The organism is Chlorogloeopsis sp. ULAP02 (assembly GCF_038404745.2).
Lineage (GTDB): Bacteria > Cyanobacteriota > Cyanobacteriia > Cyanobacteriales > Nostocaceae > Chlorogloeopsis.
Window position 1 is genome coordinate 447001 of record NZ_JAYKTT020000001.1, and the last position, 20411, is coordinate 467411.

A 20411-nucleotide genomic window follows, 5' to 3' on the forward strand; every position below is an offset into this window, starting at 1 on the left:
CACAAGCCATAAAATAGAGAGCTTATACGTAAAAATATAAAGTTTTAGTAAAGTTTGACCAGAAGTAAGTGAAATTTAATTTTCTAGAGACTAGGATTTGTGAAGATGTGATTAAGTTTTCAATGTAAAAATAATAAAAATTCTGTTTGTATATCTTTCTAAAGTAGAAAGCTTGCTTAGTGTCGGTACTAGAGCTATCTACTTTTGTAGCTATTTCTGGGTAATTTTAATAATTTTGAACAGTAGCTATGAATATCAACATCACATACTGAATACTACTATAGGAGGAATTCAGTAAATCCTTAATCTCTTTAGATTGATAGAAACATAATAAAAATTTCATAAGCAGGATATAGGAGTCCAAATGTTTGCACCTGTGGGGAATAGAAGTTTAAGTTCGCTTACAAGGAATTAAATCACAAGTCATAAGCCAGTTTTACAAATAACTGTTAGCTGCATACGTCTTCTGAGGGCTTCCCACCGAGTATTGAGATTCCTAAGTATAAATACTACAAAACCAAAAATATATAGTAAGCAAAGATTAATTAAATTTTTTTTGGAATAAAAACAACATCATAATTGCACAGTTATTGTGTCAGGTGCATATCATGCGTAAACCTGTTCTGACAATTTTTTACCAATTCAATCCTTGGAACACTACTATTGGAGGTATCCAAACACTAATCAAAAATTTTATTAAGTACGCTCCTAGTAATTTTGAGGTACGGCTTGTAGGAACAACATCCAGCTTTGCCCCCCTCACTCCCACTGGTGGCGATCGCAACCAGGTAATAGGTAAATGGCAAGAAGCAGAATTGGCGGGACGAGTAATAAATTTTTTGCCTTTATTTGCATTAGAAAACGATAATGTTAGACATTTCGTACCTACTACCTTGAAATATACAACAGCTCTTTTAGGGCGTTGCTTTGCTTCAGATTTCATGCATTTTCATAGGCTAGAACCAACATTAGCAGCTTTGAAGTGGCGTGGGGAGAAAACTCTGTTTGTTCACAATGATATTCGGACACAAATGCAGGCTGGAGGTGATAAGAAGGCAATACTGTGGAGAAGATTTCCCACTGCCTATTTTGCCTTAGAAAAATTTTTACTTGGACAATTCAATCAAATTCTCTCATGCAATACTGAAGCGATAGAACTATACCAACAACACTATCCAAAAATAGCAGAACGTGTAGCTTACATCAAAAATTCATTTGACGATAAGATTTTCTACCCGTTGAGTAGAGAGGAAAGAGAAGCTTCTAGATGGGAACTAGCATCTCGGTTGGGTTTGGCAAAGGATACACGTTTTGTGCTGTTCGCAGGAAGACTGCACCCGCAGAAAGATCCCATTTTATTGGTACGTGCATTTGCAGCATTGAATATTGCCAATGCTCATCTACTATTAGCAGGTGATGGGGAGCTAGCAACAGAATTACGTGCAGAAATCCATCGCTTAGGATTATCCAATCAAGCAACTATGCTTGGAGCAGTTGCCCAAACAGAAATAGCACAGTTGCATCGCATTAGTCATGTCTTTGTTCTCAGCAGTGCATACGAAGGTTTACCCTTAGTGGCACTTGAAGCACTTGCTAGTGGAACACCAGTAGTCACGACTAGATGTGGTGAAACGCCAAAACTTCTTACCACTAACACTGGAGTTGTTTGTGAACAACACACACCAAAGTGCATAGCAGACAGTTTACGCAAAGTATTGCTGCATCCAGAGAATTATCCAACTGAATTTTGCATACGGGCTGCGCAACCCTATGCTGCAAGTACTGTTGTCAATGAAGTTTATAGCCAAATGTGGCAACGCTGGGAACAGCAAAACCAATTAGCTTTTGTATAAAGATGCGAATCAGTAATTCTGCCTGCCCCTAGAAAGACTGTGACAAAAGATAGCCCAAATAACAAACGATCAAAAGCGATGTAGGTGTTTCAGTTCCAATAGTTTCTACATTTAGCACAAGTGTAACTGACATGAAGATAGCTGTAATTGGTGCAAAAGGATTGCCTCCTAAACAAGGTGGCATCGAACATTACTGTGCAGAATTGTATCCGCGTATGGTAGCACAAGGTCACACTGTGGATTTATTCGCCCGCTCTTCCTATACCGAGAGTTCCTGGCTTAACCAGTGTGACTTCCAAGGGGTGCGAGTCATCTCTTTACCCAGTTTGCAACTTAGAGGTGCAGACGCCTTGATTTCGTCGGCTGTTGGTGCGATCGCATCTGCTGGCAATAAATACGATATCATTCATTTCCACGCTCTGGGCCCATCTCTATTTACTGGTTTGGCTAAATTTACTACTCCTGCCAAGGTAGTAGTTACTTGTCAGGGTTTAGATTGGCAACGTGCCAAGTGGGGCAGTTTTTCTACTCGCTTAATTCACACTGGAGAGAAGGCAGCAGTACGTTTTGCTCATAGCATCATTGTTGTCTCGGATGCGCTCAAGTTCTACTTTCTACAAACCTATGGTAGGGATACAGTTTACATTCCCAATGCTCCAGCTAGCTACGGGAAATCAGATCCAAATTTTACCTACGGAACTCAGCTCGGCTTGGAGCAAGGACGCTATCTGCTGTTCTTGGGTAGATTGGTGCCAGAAAAACGTCCCGACTTACTTGTCGAAGCCTTTAGTTCTTTGAAACCAAAGGGGTGGAAACTAGTTCTAGCTGGAGGTGTTAGTGATACAAAATCTTTCACCACCAAGCTCTTAGAAAAGATAGCCAATGATCGCAATATTGTCTTTGCTGGCGAACTCAGAGGTGTTCGTCTTTGGGAGATAGTTCGAGGTGCCGGGTTGTTTGTACTTCCTTCAGATTTAGAAGGATTACCTCTGGCAATGTTAGAGGCAATGCAAGAGGGCATACCAGTCGCAGCAAGCGACATTCCACCCCATGAGCAATTAATTGGTAGAGAACGAGGAATGCTTTTTGAAACTGGAAACCTTAACTCTTGTATTCGTTCTCTAGATTGGGCAATTCATCATCCCACAGAAATGACGGCAATGGCTAAGAATGCACAAAAATACGTGCAACTTAACTACAGCTGGGATCGGATTACTTCTGAAACCTTGAAACTATATACAAATCTTTTGAACTCCCCTGAGCTAGTAGACATCCCACAACTAACCTAAATTGTCTGTCACATCAACTTTGTCGGGTGAATCAACTTAGGGTATACACAATGGAAAAAGGCTTTTCATCTTTACTCTTGATATTTAAGCGGCGTGCTTTTCCAGCCTTAGCTACGTTCACTGCTGTAATTGGTGGAGCGATCGCCTATCTCCACGTAGCTCCCTATCGCTACCAAACTTCAGCGCGGCTCATGCTTGACGACAAAAGGGTGAGCGTTTCTGACTTAGGACGCGATCTTACCCAGATGCCAACGAATATACCAGGTGGCCCTAGCCCGTTAGCTGATCAAGCAGAATTAATTAAGTCTCAACGTGTTCTGCGTAGAGCGATCGCCAGAGTTGTTCCTCAGTTAAACAGTAATTCGCTTTCAACTCCACTTACACCTGAGACAGTTCGTCAAGGCTTGAAAGTGAAAATTGTTCCAGCTACCAATATTTTAGAGGTGAGCTATCAAGACAAAGATCCTGCACTTGCTACCAAGCTAGTCAATGCTGTTTCTCAGGCAATGGTTGAGGATAATACGCAAATCATTCGCCAAGAAGCTGCCAACGTGCGGAAGTTTTTACAACAACAGGTACCAGAAGCCAGACAACGGTTGGAGAAAGCTGAACTCATTGAAAATAAATATAGACAAGACAGTGGTATTGTTTCCTTTGATGAGCAAACTAAGAGTTTAGTAAATAGCCTTGCCACTTTGGAAGAACAAGAAGGTACTCTGAGCGCTCAACTCCAAGAATTGCGCTCAAAAGAAGCTTCGCTGCGACAAGTCACCGACGCCAAAGCCCTCAATCAAGCCTATGCATCTGTACGTGGCGGACAAAACGAAGAACTCAAGATGTTGCGCGCTAAGTTGGCAGAGTTGGAGACAAAAGTAATTGAGACTGGCTTGTACTTTACAGACAACCACCCCACTGTCATTAAACTCGTACAACAAAGAGACGGATTGCGTGCTCTATATCAAAAAGAACTAGCGCGCGTCTCACCTCAAAATCAAGCCATCCCTGCAACCACTGTCGCCAGCGATCAAATCAGTCAAGATCTTACCTCCCAATTACTTATAAATGATGTTGAGCGCCTGGCAGTTGAAAATAAGCTCAAAGTTGTGCAAGCAAATCGCGCCAGTCTGCAAACTCGCTTGGCAGAACTACCAATTACACAGCAAAAGCTGACGCCACTAATCCGGCAACGGGAAGAAAGTGCAGCATCTTTGAAATTACTGCAAAGCAAACTGGAAGAAGCACGGATTGCAGAAGCCCAGCTAGTAGGAAATATTCAAATTATCGAAGCCGCTCAAATTCCACTGCAACCTACTTCACCCCATAGGAAAGCTGTATTGGCGATCGCTGCTGTATTCGGGGCTGCTTTAGCCACAGGAGTTGTCCTGCTATTGGAGCTAATGGATAATACGTTAAAGGATGCTTCCGAAGCAGAAGAACTGCTGAATCTGCCATTGCTAGGAGTGTTGCCGCGTTTGCCTGGTCAAACTCTTGTCCTTGAACCATCTGAACGATTCTTGGATAATAGTGCCTTGATTGAGCCTTACCGGATGCTCTTCAAAAACTTAGAGTTTCGCAGTACTGAGCCGTTACGACAGATTGTTGTTAGCAGCACCATATCGGGAGAAGGTAAATCTGTAGTTGCTTCACACCTAGCTGCTGTTTGTGCAATGTTGTCTCGGCGTACATTACTGATTGATGCAGATTTGCGCCGCCCTGTGCAACACACACTGTTTAACTTAGCTCCCCAGCCAGGAATTACAGATTTAATTTATGGAGAGAGATCCTTACAGCAAACGGTGCAGCCAACTCGGATTGAGAATTTATCTGTGTTGACTTGCGGTGAATTGCACGGACGCCCCTTGCAGTTGCTCGAGTCAAATGCGATGAAGTCTTTACTAGCAGAAGCAGCTCAACAATACGACTGCGTGATTTTAGATACTCCTCCTCTTAGTGCTTGCGCTGATGCCCATACATTGAGTCGGCAAAGTAACGGAGTTCTGCTAGTGACACGTCCTGGTTTTACAATTAAGGAGGTTTTGCAAAGAGCAGTATCAGAATTAACACACAACCAAATACCAATTATGGGAGTAGTTGTGAATGGAATCACAGATCAAACCGAACGATATTACCGCTATCCCGTGAATGGTTACCAACCGCGATCGCCCAGTCCTTTCAGACGTTTAGCCAATCTGGGAGGCGCTGATAGAAATTCTCCACACAATTCAAGGTTTAGATAAAGTATGCTGTCCGATCAAACCTCAAGTCATTCCTCTCGTCTGGCACTCTTGGTTGGGTTGGCAGGTGTGGGAATTGGTATAGTTGCAGGATTTATTGCAGGTGCTAAACCGCTATTACTGGTATTGGTTCTAACTGCGGTGCCGATACTTATCTTCTTCTTTGCCAGATTTGAGCAAGCTGTGCTGGGTTTGTTGATTCTGCGCGGTTCTCTTGATGTTTTCTCGGCTCAACAGATACCCGCTGCATTTGGTATAGGCTTCATTTTATTAACTTTGCTATATGTAACGGTAAGGTTACTAATAGGCAAAAGTGTACACACTGATGGCTTTTGGTGGTTCTTTGTGGGCTGGGTGATGTTACAAGGCTTATGGGTAATACTCTTACCTGTAGGAGGTTTGGGATTAGATGCTTCGTTTTTGCCAGAAGCTATCCGCGAGTGGGTACGTCTATTTTCTTGGGCTATGGCTTACTTACTGGTAATGCAACTTAAAGATAGACTCCCTCCCGAAAAAGTTATTTCTAGCTTGTTCCTGGCTTTATTTATACCAATTACAGTAGCATTGATGCAGATGTTTCTACCTTCGCTCCTACCTCCCTTCTTAGGAGCTGATGATGGTCGAATCAAAGGCACTATTGGTCACCCCAATGGCTTTATCAGCTTTTTATTGCTGTTTATTGGTTTAACGTGTTGGAAACTAAATCAGTCTAGGCAACGCTTATCCTGGCTTTTCTTATTAGGCTTGCTGGTACTCTGCTATGCAGGCACTAAATCTCTATTTGGCTTAGTAATGCTTTCTGTTTTTGTGCTTGTTTTGATTGCACCTAGATTAAACCCAGTCACCCTCATTGGTGGGGCGCTATTGATTGCCTTAGTAATAGGACTGTTTGCCAGTTCAGAGTATGGACAACATCGCATTAGCTCGATCACTAATACGCCACTACTCAATCCAGACATGGATATATCACGGGCAATTCTGCTGTCGCAAGGAGATATGAATAGCTTCAACTGGAGACTTTCTCAATGGAATTTAATACTTAACCGCTGGCAGCACTACCCAATTTTTGGTTACGGTTTGGGGTTGAGCATTCCAGTGGCTGGCAATGGAGCTTATCCTCACAATGATTACCTGAGAGCATTGATAGAAGGGGGAATTGTGGGTTTGGTGAGTTTTGCAATCTTTCTTGTTGCCCAGGGTGTGCGTCTTGTCCAGTTAATCTACTCAGCACCTCGTGGAAGTGCAAAGCGCAACCTGTGTTTCATTCTGTTAGCTATTTTTCTCTCTATACCAGTAGCAATGGTTACTGAAAATATCTGGAGCCAAACCCCTACCTTTTTCTACTGGTGGTCTATCTTTGCGGTAGCTGGTTGGAATTGGAATGAAACTCAGACTTTGGATAACTCAGTATCTGCTAGTAAACTTTTAAGGAGATAGTACGTATGTTACTTGCTGACAAAATCACTGGTTTTACTCAAGCATTAAAAATCTGCGAGTAATTACTCTCATATCGTATGAAATTGAATCTTTTGAAAACAAAATGATTGAATGCTAGCTCAGAGTTAGATTAATGGAGCCTAATCTAGATATGAGTACCTTCATAAATTATATTACGCAAGATTGGCAGGTAAATGACGACACTAGTACTAAGTCTCGTTTCATATTATTGATGTTTCGTTCAGCACAATTACTTGGTCGTTTACCTGCACCTTTTTCCTTATTTTCTACTTTTTCTAGAGTCTTTTATCAATTAATAGTAGATTGGATATTAAACGTTGAATTACCTTGGGATACACAAGTAGGTGCCAGTCTTAAACTAATTCATAGTGTGGCTTTGGTTGTCAATCATGAAACTATCATCGGAGCTAATTGTACTCTCAGGCATTCAACAACAATTGGCAACAAAAAACTACCCGATGGTTCCTATAGTAAATGTCCAAAAATTGGAAATAATGTAGATATTGGCTCCAACGTTGTCATTATTGGTTCAATAGTAATTGGTGATCATGCCGTAATTGGGGCTGGTTCTATCGTTGTCAAAGATGTTCCCGCAGGTGCTGTGGTTGCGGGTAATCCTGCAAGAGTTATTCGCATATTAAATATTAATTCGACTCCTATTTTAGATAAAGGATTAGATGCTTTAGAACATCTGTCAGTATCAATTAATTCTTAATTAAGAGTCTTTTTATTTTCACTCTAAAGGTTGAATTTATGCCAAAAGTTTCTGTGATTATTCCAGCTTACAATGCAATGAACTATTTGCCAGAAACGGTAGATAGTGTTTTGAGGCAGACTTTTACAGATTTTGAAGTCCTAATTATTGATGATGGTAGCTCAGATCAGATTGTGCAGTGGGTGTGTGAACTAAAAGATCCACAGGTGAAATTAATTTCGCAAGAAAATCAAGGTGTATCAATAGCACGCAACACAGGTATTGCCCACTCTCAAGGAGAATATGTGGCATTCTTAGATGCTGATGATTTATGGACACCGACAAAGTTAGAAAAACAAGTTATTTGTCTAGATCAAAATCCGTCAGTAGGCTTGGTACATACCTGGATGGTTTTAATTGATTGCAAGGGTAAGTCTAGCGGTAGAGTAATGACTTCCAATGCTGAAGGTAATGCTTGGAAGCAACTACTGGAGAAAAATATGGTAGCTTGTTCTTCTGTTATGGTTCGTCGTTGTTGTTTGCAAACTGTCGGGGGATTTGAACCAAATTTAAATTTTGCTGAAGATTGGGATATGTGGATTCGTTTCTCCTCTCATTATCCCTTTGCTGTTATCAAAGAACCTCTTTATTATTATCGGCAAGTTCCTAACAGCCTCTCTAAAAATATTCAAGTGCTAGAGCAAGCATTAAATTTGGTAATTGAAAAAGCATTTTGCTCTGTAACAAAGGAGCTAATGTACTTAAAAAATCACAGTTATGGATATGCTAACCTTTGTTTAGCTTGGAAAGCTTTGCAAAGTAACTGTAGAGATTACAACCTAGCATCTTATTATCGACAACAAGCTATTTCCTACTACCCTCAACTACGTTATTCTCGTGAGTATATGCGCTTGAGTGTGGCAATAACAGCGCTGCAATTATTTGGAACTAATAACTATAGCAAATTGCTAGAACTTACTTATACTCTGCGCCGACAGATTTTAAATTTTCCAAATTTAAGTTCCATAAATACTTTCACTATTGCGGATAAATCTACTAATTAACTGTAAACAATGGACTTTAAAAGTGAACAGGAGATAGGGAGGGAAAAGCAAAAGGTTTGGGATAGGAATTTAAACTCCCATAGTGGAATAGATAAAACTATGCTAGCGCCTGACGTTGTTAAACAAGAATCACGAATTCCAAATAAAAATAAAGAACCAGCGATCGCATTACTGCATTGCATGGATCTAATCGACGATTTTTTGGATCACATTAATATTTCATTCGAGACTTACTGTCATGAGTTTGTGGGTAGCTGGATGTTTGGCTACATCAATGCGCTAAAACTGGTTGGTGTACGAACAGTGCTATTCTGCATTTCTGCTCGTGTTGCTGAAGTTTCACGCTTTACCCATGTGCCTACTGGTGCCACCATCTGCGTGTTGCCGGCTCCTAAAAGCTATCTTGGCTACCGTATGGTGCGACATCAAGCACTCAGATTTTATGGTGCGAGTGAGGGAAAAACATTCACAGACATTCAAGACTTGAATGCCACCCGTCGTTCCCTACTTACAACACTTAAGAATCTGGCTCAGAGTATGGGAACTTACTTATCTACACCACTAGGCTTACTTATTCAGGAAATTAGAAACGAGGGTTGTGAAACAATTTTGTGTCAAGAGTATGAGTATGCCCGCTTTGATGCTTGCGTATTTCTAGGCAAGTTAATGAGTTTACCAGTATTTGCCACTTTTCAAGGAGGTGACAAGACACACAGTTTTCTGGAATACCCCCTGCGACAGATGGCATTAAGAGAATGTACAGGTGTAATTATTTCAACGCAAAAAGAGATTGAACGGGTTCGCGATCGCTATCAACTACCGCCTGCTAAAATAGCTCGCATTTTCACTCCAATGGATACAGGAACCTGGTATTCCATTGATCGGACTCAGGCACGTTCTGCACTTGGCATTCCACTGGATGCTCAGATAGTGGTGTGTCATGGGCGTATAGATTTTCATCGCAAAGGGCTAGACATTCTGTTAACCGCTTGGGAAAAGATTTGTCGCGATCGCCCTGATCGAAACTTACAGTTACTCCTAGTAGGAACAGGTTCAGACGCAAACAAATTGCGCGAATGTATTGCAAATATGAACTTACAAGGCGTGATTTGGCAAGACGAATTTGTCAACGATCGCTCTATACTTCGGCTTTATCTCTCGGCGGCAGATGTTTACACTCTGGCTTCTCGACAAGAAGGTTTTCCTGTCGCACCACTGGAAGCAATGGCTTGTGGTTTGCCCGTAGTTGCAGCTGATGCTCCTGGTATTCCCGACATCTTGGAAGGAGGAGAGATTTCTGGTGGTTTAGTTGTGCCAAGGGAAGATGCAACCGCACTAGCGCAAGCACTCAGTCGTGTTTTGGATGATGAAGCTTGGGGACGCGAGTTAGGTAAGCGCGCTCGTCGCCGCATAGAGGAATACTTTTCGCCTCAGGTAATAGGCAAGCAATTACGAGACTTTATGTTGAGGCAGAAAGTGGAGTCAAAAGAAGTCGGGGATCTAAATCACCCGTAAGTTTTACGAAAATAAACAAAATTATGTCTTGTTTTCTACTACTAATCACTGTACGAGCGGGTTTAAAAGATAAATAATCGGTTTGATCAGCAAGATTATCAGCAAAACCCGCCCCTACTAATACCAATAATCAACTTTTTTGGAGTCAAATATGCCAAAAGTTACTGTTGTCATTCCTGCTTACAATGCTATGGCTTTTTTGCCAGAAACTTTAGAAAGTGTTTTGCAGCAAACTTTCACTGATTTTGAAGTATTGATTGTTAATGATGGCAGTACAGATAACATTGTGGAATGGGTTGCTGGTATTGCGGATACACGCGTAAAATTGATTACGCAACCAAATCAACGTGTCTCGGCAGCACGTAATACAGGCATCACTAATGCTCAGGGAAAGTATATAGCTTTTCTAGATGCTGATGATTTGTGGGAGCCAACAAAGCTAGAAAAACAGGTACGTTGTTTAGATGAGCAATCAACAGTAGGTTTGGTATATACTTGGACGCTTTTAGTCGATCAAGAAAACAATCCCACAGGTAGAATTTTTGCTTCCTATCTTGAAGGTAATGTATGGAATAAATTGCTAGAAAATGACCCAATTTCTAGTGGAAGTTCACCGTTAGTTAGACGAAATTGCTTTGATAATATTGGGCTATTTGATCGGAATTTGGCTTATGCACCAGATTTAGATATGTGGGTTCGCATTGCTTATCGCTATCCGATTGCAGTCGTCAAAGAACCTTTAGTCCGCTATCGACAACTTCCTAATAGTTTCTCCAGAAACCGCCAAGGAATGATTAAGGAACTTCGCCAAGTTGTCGAGAAAACATTTGCATCTGTTCCCCTAGAGCAGTTGTATTTGAGAAATCGGTGTTACACCAGTATATTTTTTGGTTTAGCATGGCTGGCTGTAGATGAAGGAGACTACAAAAAGGCGATTCATTTCCGTCAACAAGCTTTTCTACACTATCCGCAAGTGTTCTTTTCTGAAAAATATCTGCGTTTGAGTTTAGCGATCGCCATGATCCGTTGGTTTGGTGCTGATGGCTACGATGGAGTGCGAAGTTTAACTCATATCTTACGCCAACGCATATTTGGTATCTCAGTCTAATTAGTGATTCAAATTAATAATGATGCACAAAAGTCAGCGGTATTTGAGACAAAATACAGTTCAAAAAGTAACTCCAAGAGATCACAGAATAGTGCATCGCCCTGAAAGTCTAATGAGGCATCCGCTTCAATTATTCAAAGAAATGGGGCGGGATTTATTAGCATCACGAGATTTAGCTTGGCGACTGATGATTCGGGATATCAGGGCTAAATATCGTCAGTCATTTTTAGGTATTTTCTGGGCAATTATACCTCCAATACTCATGGCAGTTGGCTTTACTCTTGCTCAAGGAGGTGGAGTTGTCAACATTGGTGCTACGGACTTGCCCTATCCTGCTTATGTCATGTTCAGCATGACATTGTGGCAAACCTTTGTCGAAGCGCTGAACGGGCCACCTCAAGCAGTAACAGCTGCTAAGATGATGCTCTCTAGAATTAATTTCCCCAGAGAAGCGCTAATCGTTGCCAAATTGGGTGAAGTTTTTTTCAATTTTGGCATCAAACTAATTCTGATTGTAGGCTTGTTCATCTGGTATCAAATCCCAATCACTTGGAGCGTTTTTTTAGCACCAGTCGCATTAATTCATTTAGTATTGCTAGGAACTTTTTTTGGTTTGCTGTTAGCTCCACTAAGCGCTCTTTATCAAGATTTTTCAATGGGGATAACCTTAATCACTGGATTTTGGCTATTTCTTACCCCAGTAGTTTATCCAGTTCCCAATCATGGAATATTCGGCTCTATTGTCAATCTAAATCCTGTTACACCTTTGCTAGTAACAACGCGGGAGTTGGCAACAACAGGTGTGATATCCGATCCACAAGGATTTTGGATAGCCAGCCTAATTGCAATGGTGGGATTACTGTTAGCTTGGATTATCTATCGTCTTGCAATGCCTTATGTAGTTGAAAGAATGAGTTCTTAATAATGATTAACATTGATCAGCAAGAAATTTCAGCAAATTCATACAAAGATGAAGTAGTTCTTTCGGTTAACGGAGTTGCTAAAAAGTTTTGTCGAGATTTAAAGCGATCGCTACTCTATGGTATTCAGGATATTGCTTCTGAAGTTCTTGGTTTGCGAGAGAAAAACGACATTCTTCGACTTAAAGAATTTTGGGCGTTAAAGGATGTTAATTTTCAATTACACCGAGGAGAAGCACTTGGTTTAGTTGGTAAAAATGGCAGTGGAAAATCTACCCTATTGCGGATTATTGCAGGGTTGATTAAACCCGATACTGGTTTTGTAGAAGTTAATGGTCGGATAGCACCTTTAATTGCCTTAGGGGCTGGATTTAATCCTATTTTGACTGGGCGAGAAAATATTTATGCCAATATGTCAATTTTAGGTTTATCTACAAAGGAAATAAATGAGCGATTTGATGAAGTTGTCAAGTTTGCAGAAATAGGAGATGCAATTGATGCACCAGTACAGAGTTATAGTTCTGGAATGGCAGCACGCTTAGGTTTTGCCAGTGCAATTCATACTGAGCCAGACGTTCTTTTAATTGATGAAGTTTTGGCTGTTGGAGATAGTCGATTTAGAGGAAAGTGTTTTCAGAAATTGCACGATCTGCGTCAAAAAGGTACATCTTTTATTTTAGTTAGCCATGATGCTCATTCAATTCTAACTGTATGCGAATCTGCTGTTTATCTCAAACAAGGTGAGTTTCTTGGATATGATGATGCAGGCTCAATTATTAATCAGTACGAAAGGGATTTATTTTTAAATGAATTAGAAGCTGAAACACAATTAATTCCCTTTTTGCGGAAAAGAGAAAGTTATGGTTTAGAAATTAAATCTCTATTTTTTAGAAATAGTCAAGGTGAAATAATTGAATCACCTATAAGTGGTGAACAAACTTTTTTATGTATTAAATGTAAAGTTCTTGCAAAACTTGAGGATGTTAGTATTACATTCGCTATCAAGGGATTAGGAGAAGGAGGCGACACAATTTTACTTATTAACAACCTAAAAGACAAAAATAATATATTCCTTTTGCCCGGTGAAAATGAAGTCCAATTAGAAATGCCTTACATGGGCTTAAAGCTAGGAATTTACATCATGGATGTATATGCGAAAAAGGAGAGGATGTATCATCTCGATGCAGTAGAATCCTTTCAATTTCGGGTAGAAGGAAGAGAAGAAAGCATCAGTAGATGTTTATTCTATCAACCTCGCAAGTGGAATATAATACATCCTTAAAATACTTCAATTTGTTTGTTAATGAAAGAAGACATAGTAAACACAAATCATATTTCTAAATAAGGAAAGATAAATACTATGAAATCTCTCAGTCAAGAACAAGTTAAGCAATCAATAGAGACAAACTTACCTAGTTTCTCGATTGTATTTGAAACCGAAAATCTTGCAAGTGTAGAACTAGATAATATCTATCGAAGTTTAGCTTCAATTGCTGCCCAAGATATCTCACCTGAGCAAGCCAATGAATTTTTAATCATTGATGGTGGCTATGCACCACAAGAAGTGATAGATAAAATATGCTCTAAATATCCTTGGATTAGTGTGCAAAAAGCACCTGGATTAGGCTACTATGAAGCAAAAATGCTTGGTGCTACCCTAGCCACAGGTGACATTATTGTTTATTGCGACTCAGATTGTGTCTATGTCTCAAATTGGCTGAGGAATATACTTACTACTTTCTTGCAAAGCTCAGACATTAATGTTGTTGCTGGAGAGACAAGTACACCTGTCAGAAATGCGTATGAACTCGCCATAGCAATACACTACTTCTTTCCTCGATTTTCAGATCAACAGGAACCATATATATCAGACTACTATTTTCTAAATGCTGTTGCCTTTCGTCGTGATTTTATCTTGCAATATCCTATCCCTACTAATTTACCGCTTTATCGGGGTAATTGCGACATACATTGTTACTATTTTCATTCCCTTCTGGGAAACAAAATCTGGAAACACCCAAAAGCTCAAGCGACTCACGAACCACCAACACTGTCTTTTTGTATTTGGCGTTATTTATTAATGGGACGAGATCGCGTGTTGAAGGAGCACATTAAGTATCTTTTGACAAAAAATTCGGATTGGACAGATTATGCTCAATTATCTACGGATTTAAATTGGACACTACCTCAGAAAATCAAAGGAATTATCTCCATAATCAAGCTAATAAAACCGTTTGATCATGAGAAAATTCTTGCTGTTTTACAAGAAGATAAAAGCCGCTCATTTTTTCTACCTTTAGCAGTACCAATTGTACTATTTTTGGAATCTATTCTTACTATTGGTAGCATCGTCACTTATCTAAAAAGTGACTTTTTGCTCAGGGTTTATTCTCAATCAGAAGATAATTTCACCTATCTACACCAATCGTAAATCATAATTTGTGGAATGAAACCAAAAAAATATTGTTGAGCTTTGTTCTTTGATATCTTGTACTACCCAATTGACTGCCAGAGAATAAATTCTCTGTCTTGGAGCAGAACTCAGTTAAAACTTACTTAAAGATTGTTGTAGTCAGATTGAACTGACTTTAGTTATTAGCCAAAAAATTTATTTCTTGGCTTGATGAAAAGCTATCAAACATAAACTATAAGCTTGTATAAATATGATTAACAATCAAACAGATAGTTTAAATAATCAAGCATTTTTGCCCAAGGTTTCGGTTGTTGTTCCGGTTTATAACGGTGAAGCAGACTTACCAGACTTGATAAATTGTTTGTGCGTGCAAACTTATCCGCGCGATCGCGTCGAGTATATATTGGTGGACAATGGCAGTAGCGATCGCACAGCCGAAATTATCAAACAAAAAAGTGAAGATGCACAACAGCAGGGAATAACAATTCGCTACCAAAGCGAAAATAAAATTCAAAGTTCATACGCTGCTCGCAACGCTGGTATTCGTGCTAGCAATGGTGAAATTATCGCCTTTACCGATGCCGATTGTCGTCCCCAGCCAGATTGGTTGTATTTTATTGTTCAAGCCTTTGCCGATCCTACAGTTGGTGTGGTTGCTGGTGCGATATCTGCTTTACCAGGGCAAACACTATTAGAGAAGTATGCAGCCAACAGGAAGATTTTGTGTCACGAAGGAGCAGCATCTCATCCATTTCTTCCTTATGCAGCAGGAGCAAATTTAGCAATTCGACGCCAAACTTTGCAAAAGGTTGGTTTGTTTCGCCCCTATCTCACAACGGGTGGAGACGCTGACATCTGTTGGCGAATTCAACAGCAATCCTCTTGGCGATTTTGCTGTGCGGATAAAGCCATAGTTCAGCACCGTCACCGTGTCAATCTGCGGGAAATTACAAATCAATTCCACCGTTACGGGCGTTCTCATCAATATTTGAAAGAACTGTATGGTACTGATGTCTTCCAAAACATATGGAATGTTAAAGACTACTTCTATCACTGGCTCCGGTGGCTATTAAAAGAATTGCCACTTACAGCCGTGAAAATGATTGTAGGTAAAGCCACTCTTTTAGACTTGTTAATCACACCTATTGATTTACTCATTATTCAAGCTGAAGCAACTGGAAGGAGGGAAGCTAAGTTATCAGAAAAAGCTTGGCAAGTCGAGTGGTTGTAAAAATTTCAATTGTTCAACCCAGAATTATAAAGCAAAAAATAGATGAATGGAAATTTGTATGTTTCAAAGTTTTATTCTGGATATGGCTCCTGTTTTTCTCAGTCAAAATAGAATAACTAGTACATCAAAAAAAGTACTAGTTATATCTCCTGTTCCGTCCCATCCTCAAAATGCAGGTAATCGAACTAGAATTTATAATCTGTTAATGAACCTAAAAAATCTAGGTCATGAAGTACATTTTTTGTACATTCAACAGGAGATAGCAGATGAAGATTTAATGTGCCAAACTTGGGGAGAGAATTTTTACTCTTTACCCTATACAGATTGCTGGCAAAGAAAACGGAGCTTATTTGCAAGAATTATTAGAAAATTAAGATGTTTTCTAACCAACTATCCTAAATTTCCTGGTGCGGTAGATGATTGGTACGATAATTCTATAAATCAGTTTTTAGTAGAATTACAAACAAAAATTAAGCCAGATATTGTAATTGTTGAATATGTATTTTTCTCTAAAGCTCTCAAATACTTTAGTGATGACGTTTTGAAAATAATTGATACTCACGATATATTCAATGATAGAGTTAATTTATATAAAAATAACGGTCAACAATATTATTGGTACTCTACAACTCTTCAAGAGGAAATAAAGGGACTTTGCCGAGCAGATTTAGTTATAGCCGTACAAAAAGAAGAAGAAGAATATTTTAAAAAGCTAGTAGGAAACAAAGTTATAACTATAGGTCATACGGTTCCACTGCGCAGACCGAAACAGATTGCACAGCCTCGTAGAAAAATTCTTTATGTAGCTTCTAGAAATGAAATCAATATTCATAGCTTTGGCTACTTTATTAAAGAAGTTTTACCAAAAGTTAGAGCAAAGCTTCCTGATGTTCAACTTGCGATCGCAGGAAATATCTGTGAAGTGATAGAGGATACTGACGGATGCGTCAAGCTTGGATATATAGACAACATAAATGAGGTTTATGATACTGCTGATATAGTTATTAATCCTATTCTCTTTGGGACAGGTTTAAAAATCAAAACTATTGAAGCTTTAGGACAATCTAAAGTGTTGATTACTACACCTGAAGGTGCTAAAGGACTAGAGCAAGGAGCTAATCAAGCTTTTATTGTTGCTAAGAATTTAGACGAATTTGCTCAATCTATAATTCAAGTTATGATGAATCCAATCTTGTCTAGGAATCTCTCAGAAAATGCCTATGTATTTGCTAAAGATTATAACCAAAAAGTTATTGAACTCTTAGGAAATAGACTTAATTAGATAGTCAGTTTTATTGATTTTAAAATTTCAATTAAGCTATTTTTTAATAATGACAGTAAGGTTAAAACTGATAATAGTAGTTAATATATGTTAAAAGAAGATATTAATCGTCATATCAAAATTCAATTTATTAGTAGAGATGTTCCTGTCGAAAACACTGCTGGTAATGCTACTTATCTACTTGATTTTATGCGCTACTTGCGGCAAGCTGGTTATGAAATTGAGTATGTACTTACTAATTCATCACCTAACGGTAGAACTCCCTGGTACATCATTCCGCCTACGTTAGCAACACTTGCTAATGTGTCAGTTAAAAATAACCTGAAAATAGGTCGCCTTCTGCTTAGATTTAACTCTTTATCAGATTGGTTAATTGAGTTAGTACGATTGGCTTATGATCGCTTACCAGAAAAACTGAAAAACATTTACCGTTCTGCCAGAAATAAACGACAGATAAAGCCTTTATATGTGATTTCTACTCAAAAGTGGGATATTTTGGCAACTCCAGAGGAAGTAGCTTTTACAGGTTCACAGTTTGCTAGATTTAAGCCAGATGTTGTCGTCGTTAATTACGCTTGGCTAAGTGATGTATTTGATGTTATCTCAGCCGATTTATCAATATTAAAAGTCATATTAACACATGACATTCTTCATAGAAGAGTTGCAGATTTAAAACAAATCGGAGCACACATAGACATTTCAGAATGGGATAGGAACAAGGAAGTTGTACAGTTACGTAAAGCACAAGTGCTGCTGGCTATTCAGGAAGAAGATGCTAGGTTTTTTAAGGAAATGGTATCTCAGTGTGACGTAATTTCAATGCCCATATCTGCAGTATGCCACTCTCATACTAACAAGCAAGTACCCGGTCGTTGCCTGTTTGTAGGTAGTGGTGCAGACCACAACTACTATGGTCTTAAGTGGTTTCTTGAAGATGTGTGGCTAAGGGTTATAGAATCAATGCCCAATGTCACTCTCCACGTATGCGGTTTTGTGTGTAATTTAATTCAAGGAAATTATCCAAATGTTCGCTTTTTAGGTAGAGTTGACAATTTGGAATCAGAATATGGCGCGGCTGAACTCTGTCTGGTTCCTTTATTGGCTGGTAGCGGGCTGAAAATTAAACTTGTCGAGGCAATGTCCTATGGGCGTGCTTGTATTTCTACCAGTGTAGGCGTTCAAGGACTACAAGAGGTTGTTGGTAGTGCTGTTTTAGTAGCAGATACACCTGAAGATTTCGCAGCAGCCATGCACACAGTTCTAACCAAAAAAGCAAAGCGTCAATGGATGGAGGAACAAGCTCATAGGTACGCGATCGCCAAGCTATCTCCTCAAGCAGCTTATCAACCGTTTGTGGATTATACCCACCAGTATTTACAGCAACTAAGTAGTAAGCAGTAGGTAAAATACCCTCTCTAAGCAAGTTTCAAAGATTAGCATTTCACATTTGACAACATTTTCTTAGTAAATACATCTAAAAGGTAAGAAGCAGATGAATATAGTTAGTAGAGTTCAATTTCCTCCAAACTTTGAGATTTCTGATTTATATTTTCATGTTTCTGATGATGTCTCAATTAATTTGAACGAAGACAGTAATCAAATTGTTTTACACGAAGATAGTACTATATCTTTGAACACTTATTTCAATTCAATCTATGAAAAACACTATACAAAATATACCTCTATAAATTCACTTCATTGTTTACTGAGATTAGAGGGAGATTTTGAAGTTTTTGTTTATCGGGAAACTTCAGAAGCAAGTTCTAGAGAACTTATTTATAGTCAAAAGATTAAGGATTGTCAATTATCAAATTATGTAAAAGTTATCTTGCCAGAACTCAAGCAAACTCAAGAAGCTGGTAGGATTTATCTGGAAATAACTTGCCTTAGCAAACAAGGTTTATTTACAGAAGGATTAATCGTAACCGAACAACAAAAGCATCGGGATGTGTCTTTAGCTATCATCACTTGCACATTCAAAAAAGAAGTCTATGTAAAAAAGACAGTCAACACTATTTTACAAGACAGGTTTTTGCAGGAGAAAAAATTCAAAGTTTTTGTAGTAGATAATGGTAAAACTCTGAATTCGAGTGATTTTAAAGATTGTAGAGTGCAGCTAATTCCTAATCGCAATGTCGGAGGAAGTGGTGGTTTTACTAAGGGATTGATTGAAGCTTTGCAAGAAGGCGTTTATACCCACTTCTTGTTTATGGATGACGATATAGAGTTAGACAGTGAAGCTATTTACAGGTTTTTTTGTTTGTATGAGTATGCCAAGCAGGATTTTGCTATAGCTGGTAGTATGTTGGATTTATACAAAAAACATATTTTGTATGAAGCAGGAGCAATATATAACAAATCTATCGATGAAGAAGGAAATATCAAGCAGGATAAATTCACAGGCTATCCTCTCAAACACAATCTTGATTTACGAGACACCACCACACTTAACTCGCTTTTAATAGAAGACGATATAGATTATGGGGGATTTTGGTTTTTCGGATTTTCTAAAGAAATTGTCGAAAAAATTGGATTGCCGCTCCCCTTATTCATTAAAATAGATGACATGGAGTTTGGTTTAAGAATTAATGAATATTTTGAGAATGCAATAGTGGCTTTCCCATCGGTAGCTGTGTGGCACGAACCTTTTTATGCTAAAAGACCTATTTGGGATTTCTACTATTACATTCGCAATCACTTAATTACCAATTCAATTCATAGTTCTTTAGAATATGTGAAAACAGTTAAAACTTTCACAAATAATATACTTTATTATTTATTCATCTTTGATTACAACTCCGCACAAATGGTAGTCAAAGGTTTTGAAGATTATATGCAAGGCCCTAATTTCATTACAAGTAATACTCCAGAGATTCTGCATTTGAAGATTGTTAATTTCAGTAGAAGTTATCAAAACCAAACTATAATAGCTAATTCCGTTGCAAAAAGTGAAGATTATAAAATTACTAAAGCTGGGAAATTCCAAAAAATGATTAGTTTGTTAACGCTTAATGGTCATTTACTACCGCAATTTTTAATAGCTAATGAAAGTGCAGTGATTCGATTAGGTTTGAAAGACAAAGAACGTGACTCTATTTGTAAAGCTTTAGCTAAAAAAAGAATTCTTTATGTCATAGAAGAAAATCCTAACTCTTATCAGTACGAACTGGAGCAAAAAGCTGGACTTAATATTTTATTTACCTGGTTTAACTCTGTAATTAGAAGTAGTTTGAAATGGTCAAGTGTCAGTGCAGAGTGGAAAAAAGCATTCAACGATTTAACCTCTATGCAATTTTGGCAAGAGTATCTCGAACCTCAAAAGTAAAACAAAGTTTTAATATTCAACTTAT

At 38.8% G+C, this 20411-nt stretch carries 15 protein-coding genes; all 15 read left to right on the forward strand.

The window, feature by feature from the left end; all coding sequences use genetic code 11:
• Positions 1–608: 608 nt before the first annotated feature.
• The 15 genes from U2718_RS01840 (at position 609) to U2718_RS01910 (ending at position 20386) form a co-directional block, all read left to right on the forward strand.
• Complete coding sequence (locus U2718_RS01840) at positions 609–1853, forward strand: glycosyltransferase family 4 protein (RefSeq protein WP_341999697.1); 1245 nt, start codon at positions 609–611, stop codon at positions 1851–1853.
• A gap of 131 nt (positions 1854–1984) precedes the next feature.
• Positions 1985–3142, forward strand: a complete 1158-nt coding sequence (locus U2718_RS01845; RefSeq protein WP_341999698.1) for a glycosyltransferase family 4 protein — start codon at positions 1985–1987, stop codon at positions 3140–3142.
• A 50-nt stretch (positions 3143–3192) separates the two neighbouring features.
• On the forward strand, positions 3193–5379 hold the full coding sequence (locus U2718_RS01850; RefSeq protein WP_341999700.1) for a polysaccharide biosynthesis tyrosine autokinase: 2187 nt from the start codon (positions 3193–3195) through the stop codon (positions 5377–5379).
• 3 nt (positions 5380–5382) lie between these two features.
• The gene (locus tag U2718_RS01855; protein WP_341999702.1) at positions 5383–6813 is read left to right on the forward strand and encodes an O-antigen ligase family protein; all 1431 of its coding nucleotides are present in this window, start codon (positions 5383–5385) and stop codon (positions 6811–6813) included.
• Between the two features lie 151 nt (positions 6814–6964).
• On the forward strand, positions 6965–7549 hold the full coding sequence (locus U2718_RS01860; protein WP_411813209.1) for a serine acetyltransferase: 585 nt from the start codon (positions 6965–6967) through the stop codon (positions 7547–7549).
• Between the two features lie 38 nt (positions 7550–7587).
• Positions 7588–8592 (forward strand): glycosyltransferase family A protein, encoded by a 1005-nt coding sequence (locus tag U2718_RS01865; protein ID WP_341999706.1) that lies wholly within the window; start codon positions 7588–7590, stop codon positions 8590–8592.
• Positions 8593–8691: 99 nt separating this feature from the next.
• Positions 8692–10107 carry a glycosyltransferase family 4 protein gene (locus tag U2718_RS01870; protein WP_341999708.1) on the forward strand — a complete coding sequence of 472 codons (1416 nt, stop codon included), beginning with the start codon at positions 8692–8694 and terminating at the stop codon, positions 10105–10107.
• Between the two features lie 151 nt (positions 10108–10258).
• Entirely contained in the window at positions 10259–11215 is a 957-nt protein-coding gene (locus U2718_RS01875) for a glycosyltransferase family 2 protein (RefSeq protein WP_341999710.1), read from the forward strand.
• Positions 11216–11357: 142 nt separating this feature from the next.
• Complete coding sequence (locus U2718_RS01880; protein WP_341999844.1) at positions 11358–12137, forward strand: ABC transporter permease; 780 nt, start codon at positions 11358–11360, stop codon at positions 12135–12137.
• Between the two features lie 2 nt (positions 12138–12139).
• A complete protein-coding gene (locus U2718_RS01885) occupies positions 12140–13417 on the forward strand; it encodes an ABC transporter ATP-binding protein (RefSeq protein ID WP_341999712.1) in 1278 nt (425 codons plus the stop codon).
• Positions 13418–13495: 78 nt separating this feature from the next.
• Positions 13496–14566 (forward strand): glycosyltransferase family A protein, encoded by a 1071-nt coding sequence (locus U2718_RS01890; RefSeq protein ID WP_341999714.1) that lies wholly within the window; start codon positions 13496–13498, stop codon positions 14564–14566.
• Between the two features lie 232 nt (positions 14567–14798).
• A complete protein-coding gene (locus tag U2718_RS01895) occupies positions 14799–15779 on the forward strand; it encodes a glycosyltransferase (protein WP_341999716.1) in 981 nt (326 codons plus the stop codon).
• 58 nt (positions 15780–15837) lie between these two features.
• Positions 15838–17061: a glycosyltransferase family 4 protein gene (locus U2718_RS01900; protein WP_341999718.1), complete on the forward strand. Its 1224-nt coding sequence runs from the start codon at positions 15838–15840 to the stop codon at positions 17059–17061.
• Between the two features lie 87 nt (positions 17062–17148).
• A complete protein-coding gene (locus U2718_RS01905; RefSeq protein ID WP_341999720.1) occupies positions 17149–18462 on the forward strand; it encodes a glycosyltransferase family 4 protein in 1314 nt (437 codons plus the stop codon).
• 91 nt (positions 18463–18553) lie between these two features.
• A complete protein-coding gene (locus U2718_RS01910; protein WP_341999722.1) occupies positions 18554–20386 on the forward strand; it encodes a glycosyltransferase in 1833 nt (610 codons plus the stop codon).
• Positions 20387–20411 lie beyond the last annotated feature (25 nt).

Excerpts from the sequence above, each read along its gene's own strand:
- U2718_RS01875 (WP_341999710.1), top strand. The coding sequence starts at position 10,259 with ATGCCAAAAGTTACTGTTGTCATTCCTGCTTACAATGCTATGGCTTTT.
- U2718_RS01850 (WP_341999700.1), top strand. The coding sequence starts at position 3,193 with ATGGAAAAAGGCTTTTCATCTTTACTCTTGATATTTAAGCGGCGTGCT.
- U2718_RS01895 (WP_341999716.1), top strand. The coding sequence starts at position 14,799 with ATGATTAACAATCAAACAGATAGTTTAAATAATCAAGCATTTTTGCCC.
- U2718_RS01880 (WP_341999844.1), top strand. The coding sequence starts at position 11,358 with ATGGGGCGGGATTTATTAGCATCACGAGATTTAGCTTGGCGACTGATG.
- U2718_RS01860 (WP_411813209.1), top strand. The coding sequence starts at position 6,965 with ATGAGTACCTTCATAAATTATATTACGCAAGATTGGCAGGTAAATGAC.
- U2718_RS01910 (WP_341999722.1), top strand. The coding sequence starts at position 18,554 with ATGAATATAGTTAGTAGAGTTCAATTTCCTCCAAACTTTGAGATTTCT.
- U2718_RS01855 (WP_341999702.1), top strand. The coding sequence starts at position 5,383 with ATGCTGTCCGATCAAACCTCAAGTCATTCCTCTCGTCTGGCACTCTTG.
- U2718_RS01885 (WP_341999712.1), top strand. The coding sequence starts at position 12,140 with ATGATTAACATTGATCAGCAAGAAATTTCAGCAAATTCATACAAAGAT.
- U2718_RS01840 (WP_341999697.1), top strand. The coding sequence starts at position 609 with ATGCGTAAACCTGTTCTGACAATTTTTTACCAATTCAATCCTTGGAAC.
- U2718_RS01890 (WP_341999714.1), top strand. The coding sequence starts at position 13,496 with ATGAAATCTCTCAGTCAAGAACAAGTTAAGCAATCAATAGAGACAAAC.
- U2718_RS01870 (WP_341999708.1), top strand. The coding sequence starts at position 8,692 with ATGCTAGCGCCTGACGTTGTTAAACAAGAATCACGAATTCCAAATAAA.
- U2718_RS01905 (WP_341999720.1), top strand. The coding sequence starts at position 17,149 with ATGTTAAAAGAAGATATTAATCGTCATATCAAAATTCAATTTATTAGT.
- U2718_RS01865 (WP_341999706.1), top strand. The coding sequence starts at position 7,588 with ATGCCAAAAGTTTCTGTGATTATTCCAGCTTACAATGCAATGAACTAT.
- U2718_RS01900 (WP_341999718.1), top strand. The coding sequence starts at position 15,838 with ATGTTTCAAAGTTTTATTCTGGATATGGCTCCTGTTTTTCTCAGTCAA.
- U2718_RS01845 (WP_341999698.1), top strand. The coding sequence starts at position 1,985 with ATGAAGATAGCTGTAATTGGTGCAAAAGGATTGCCTCCTAAACAAGGT.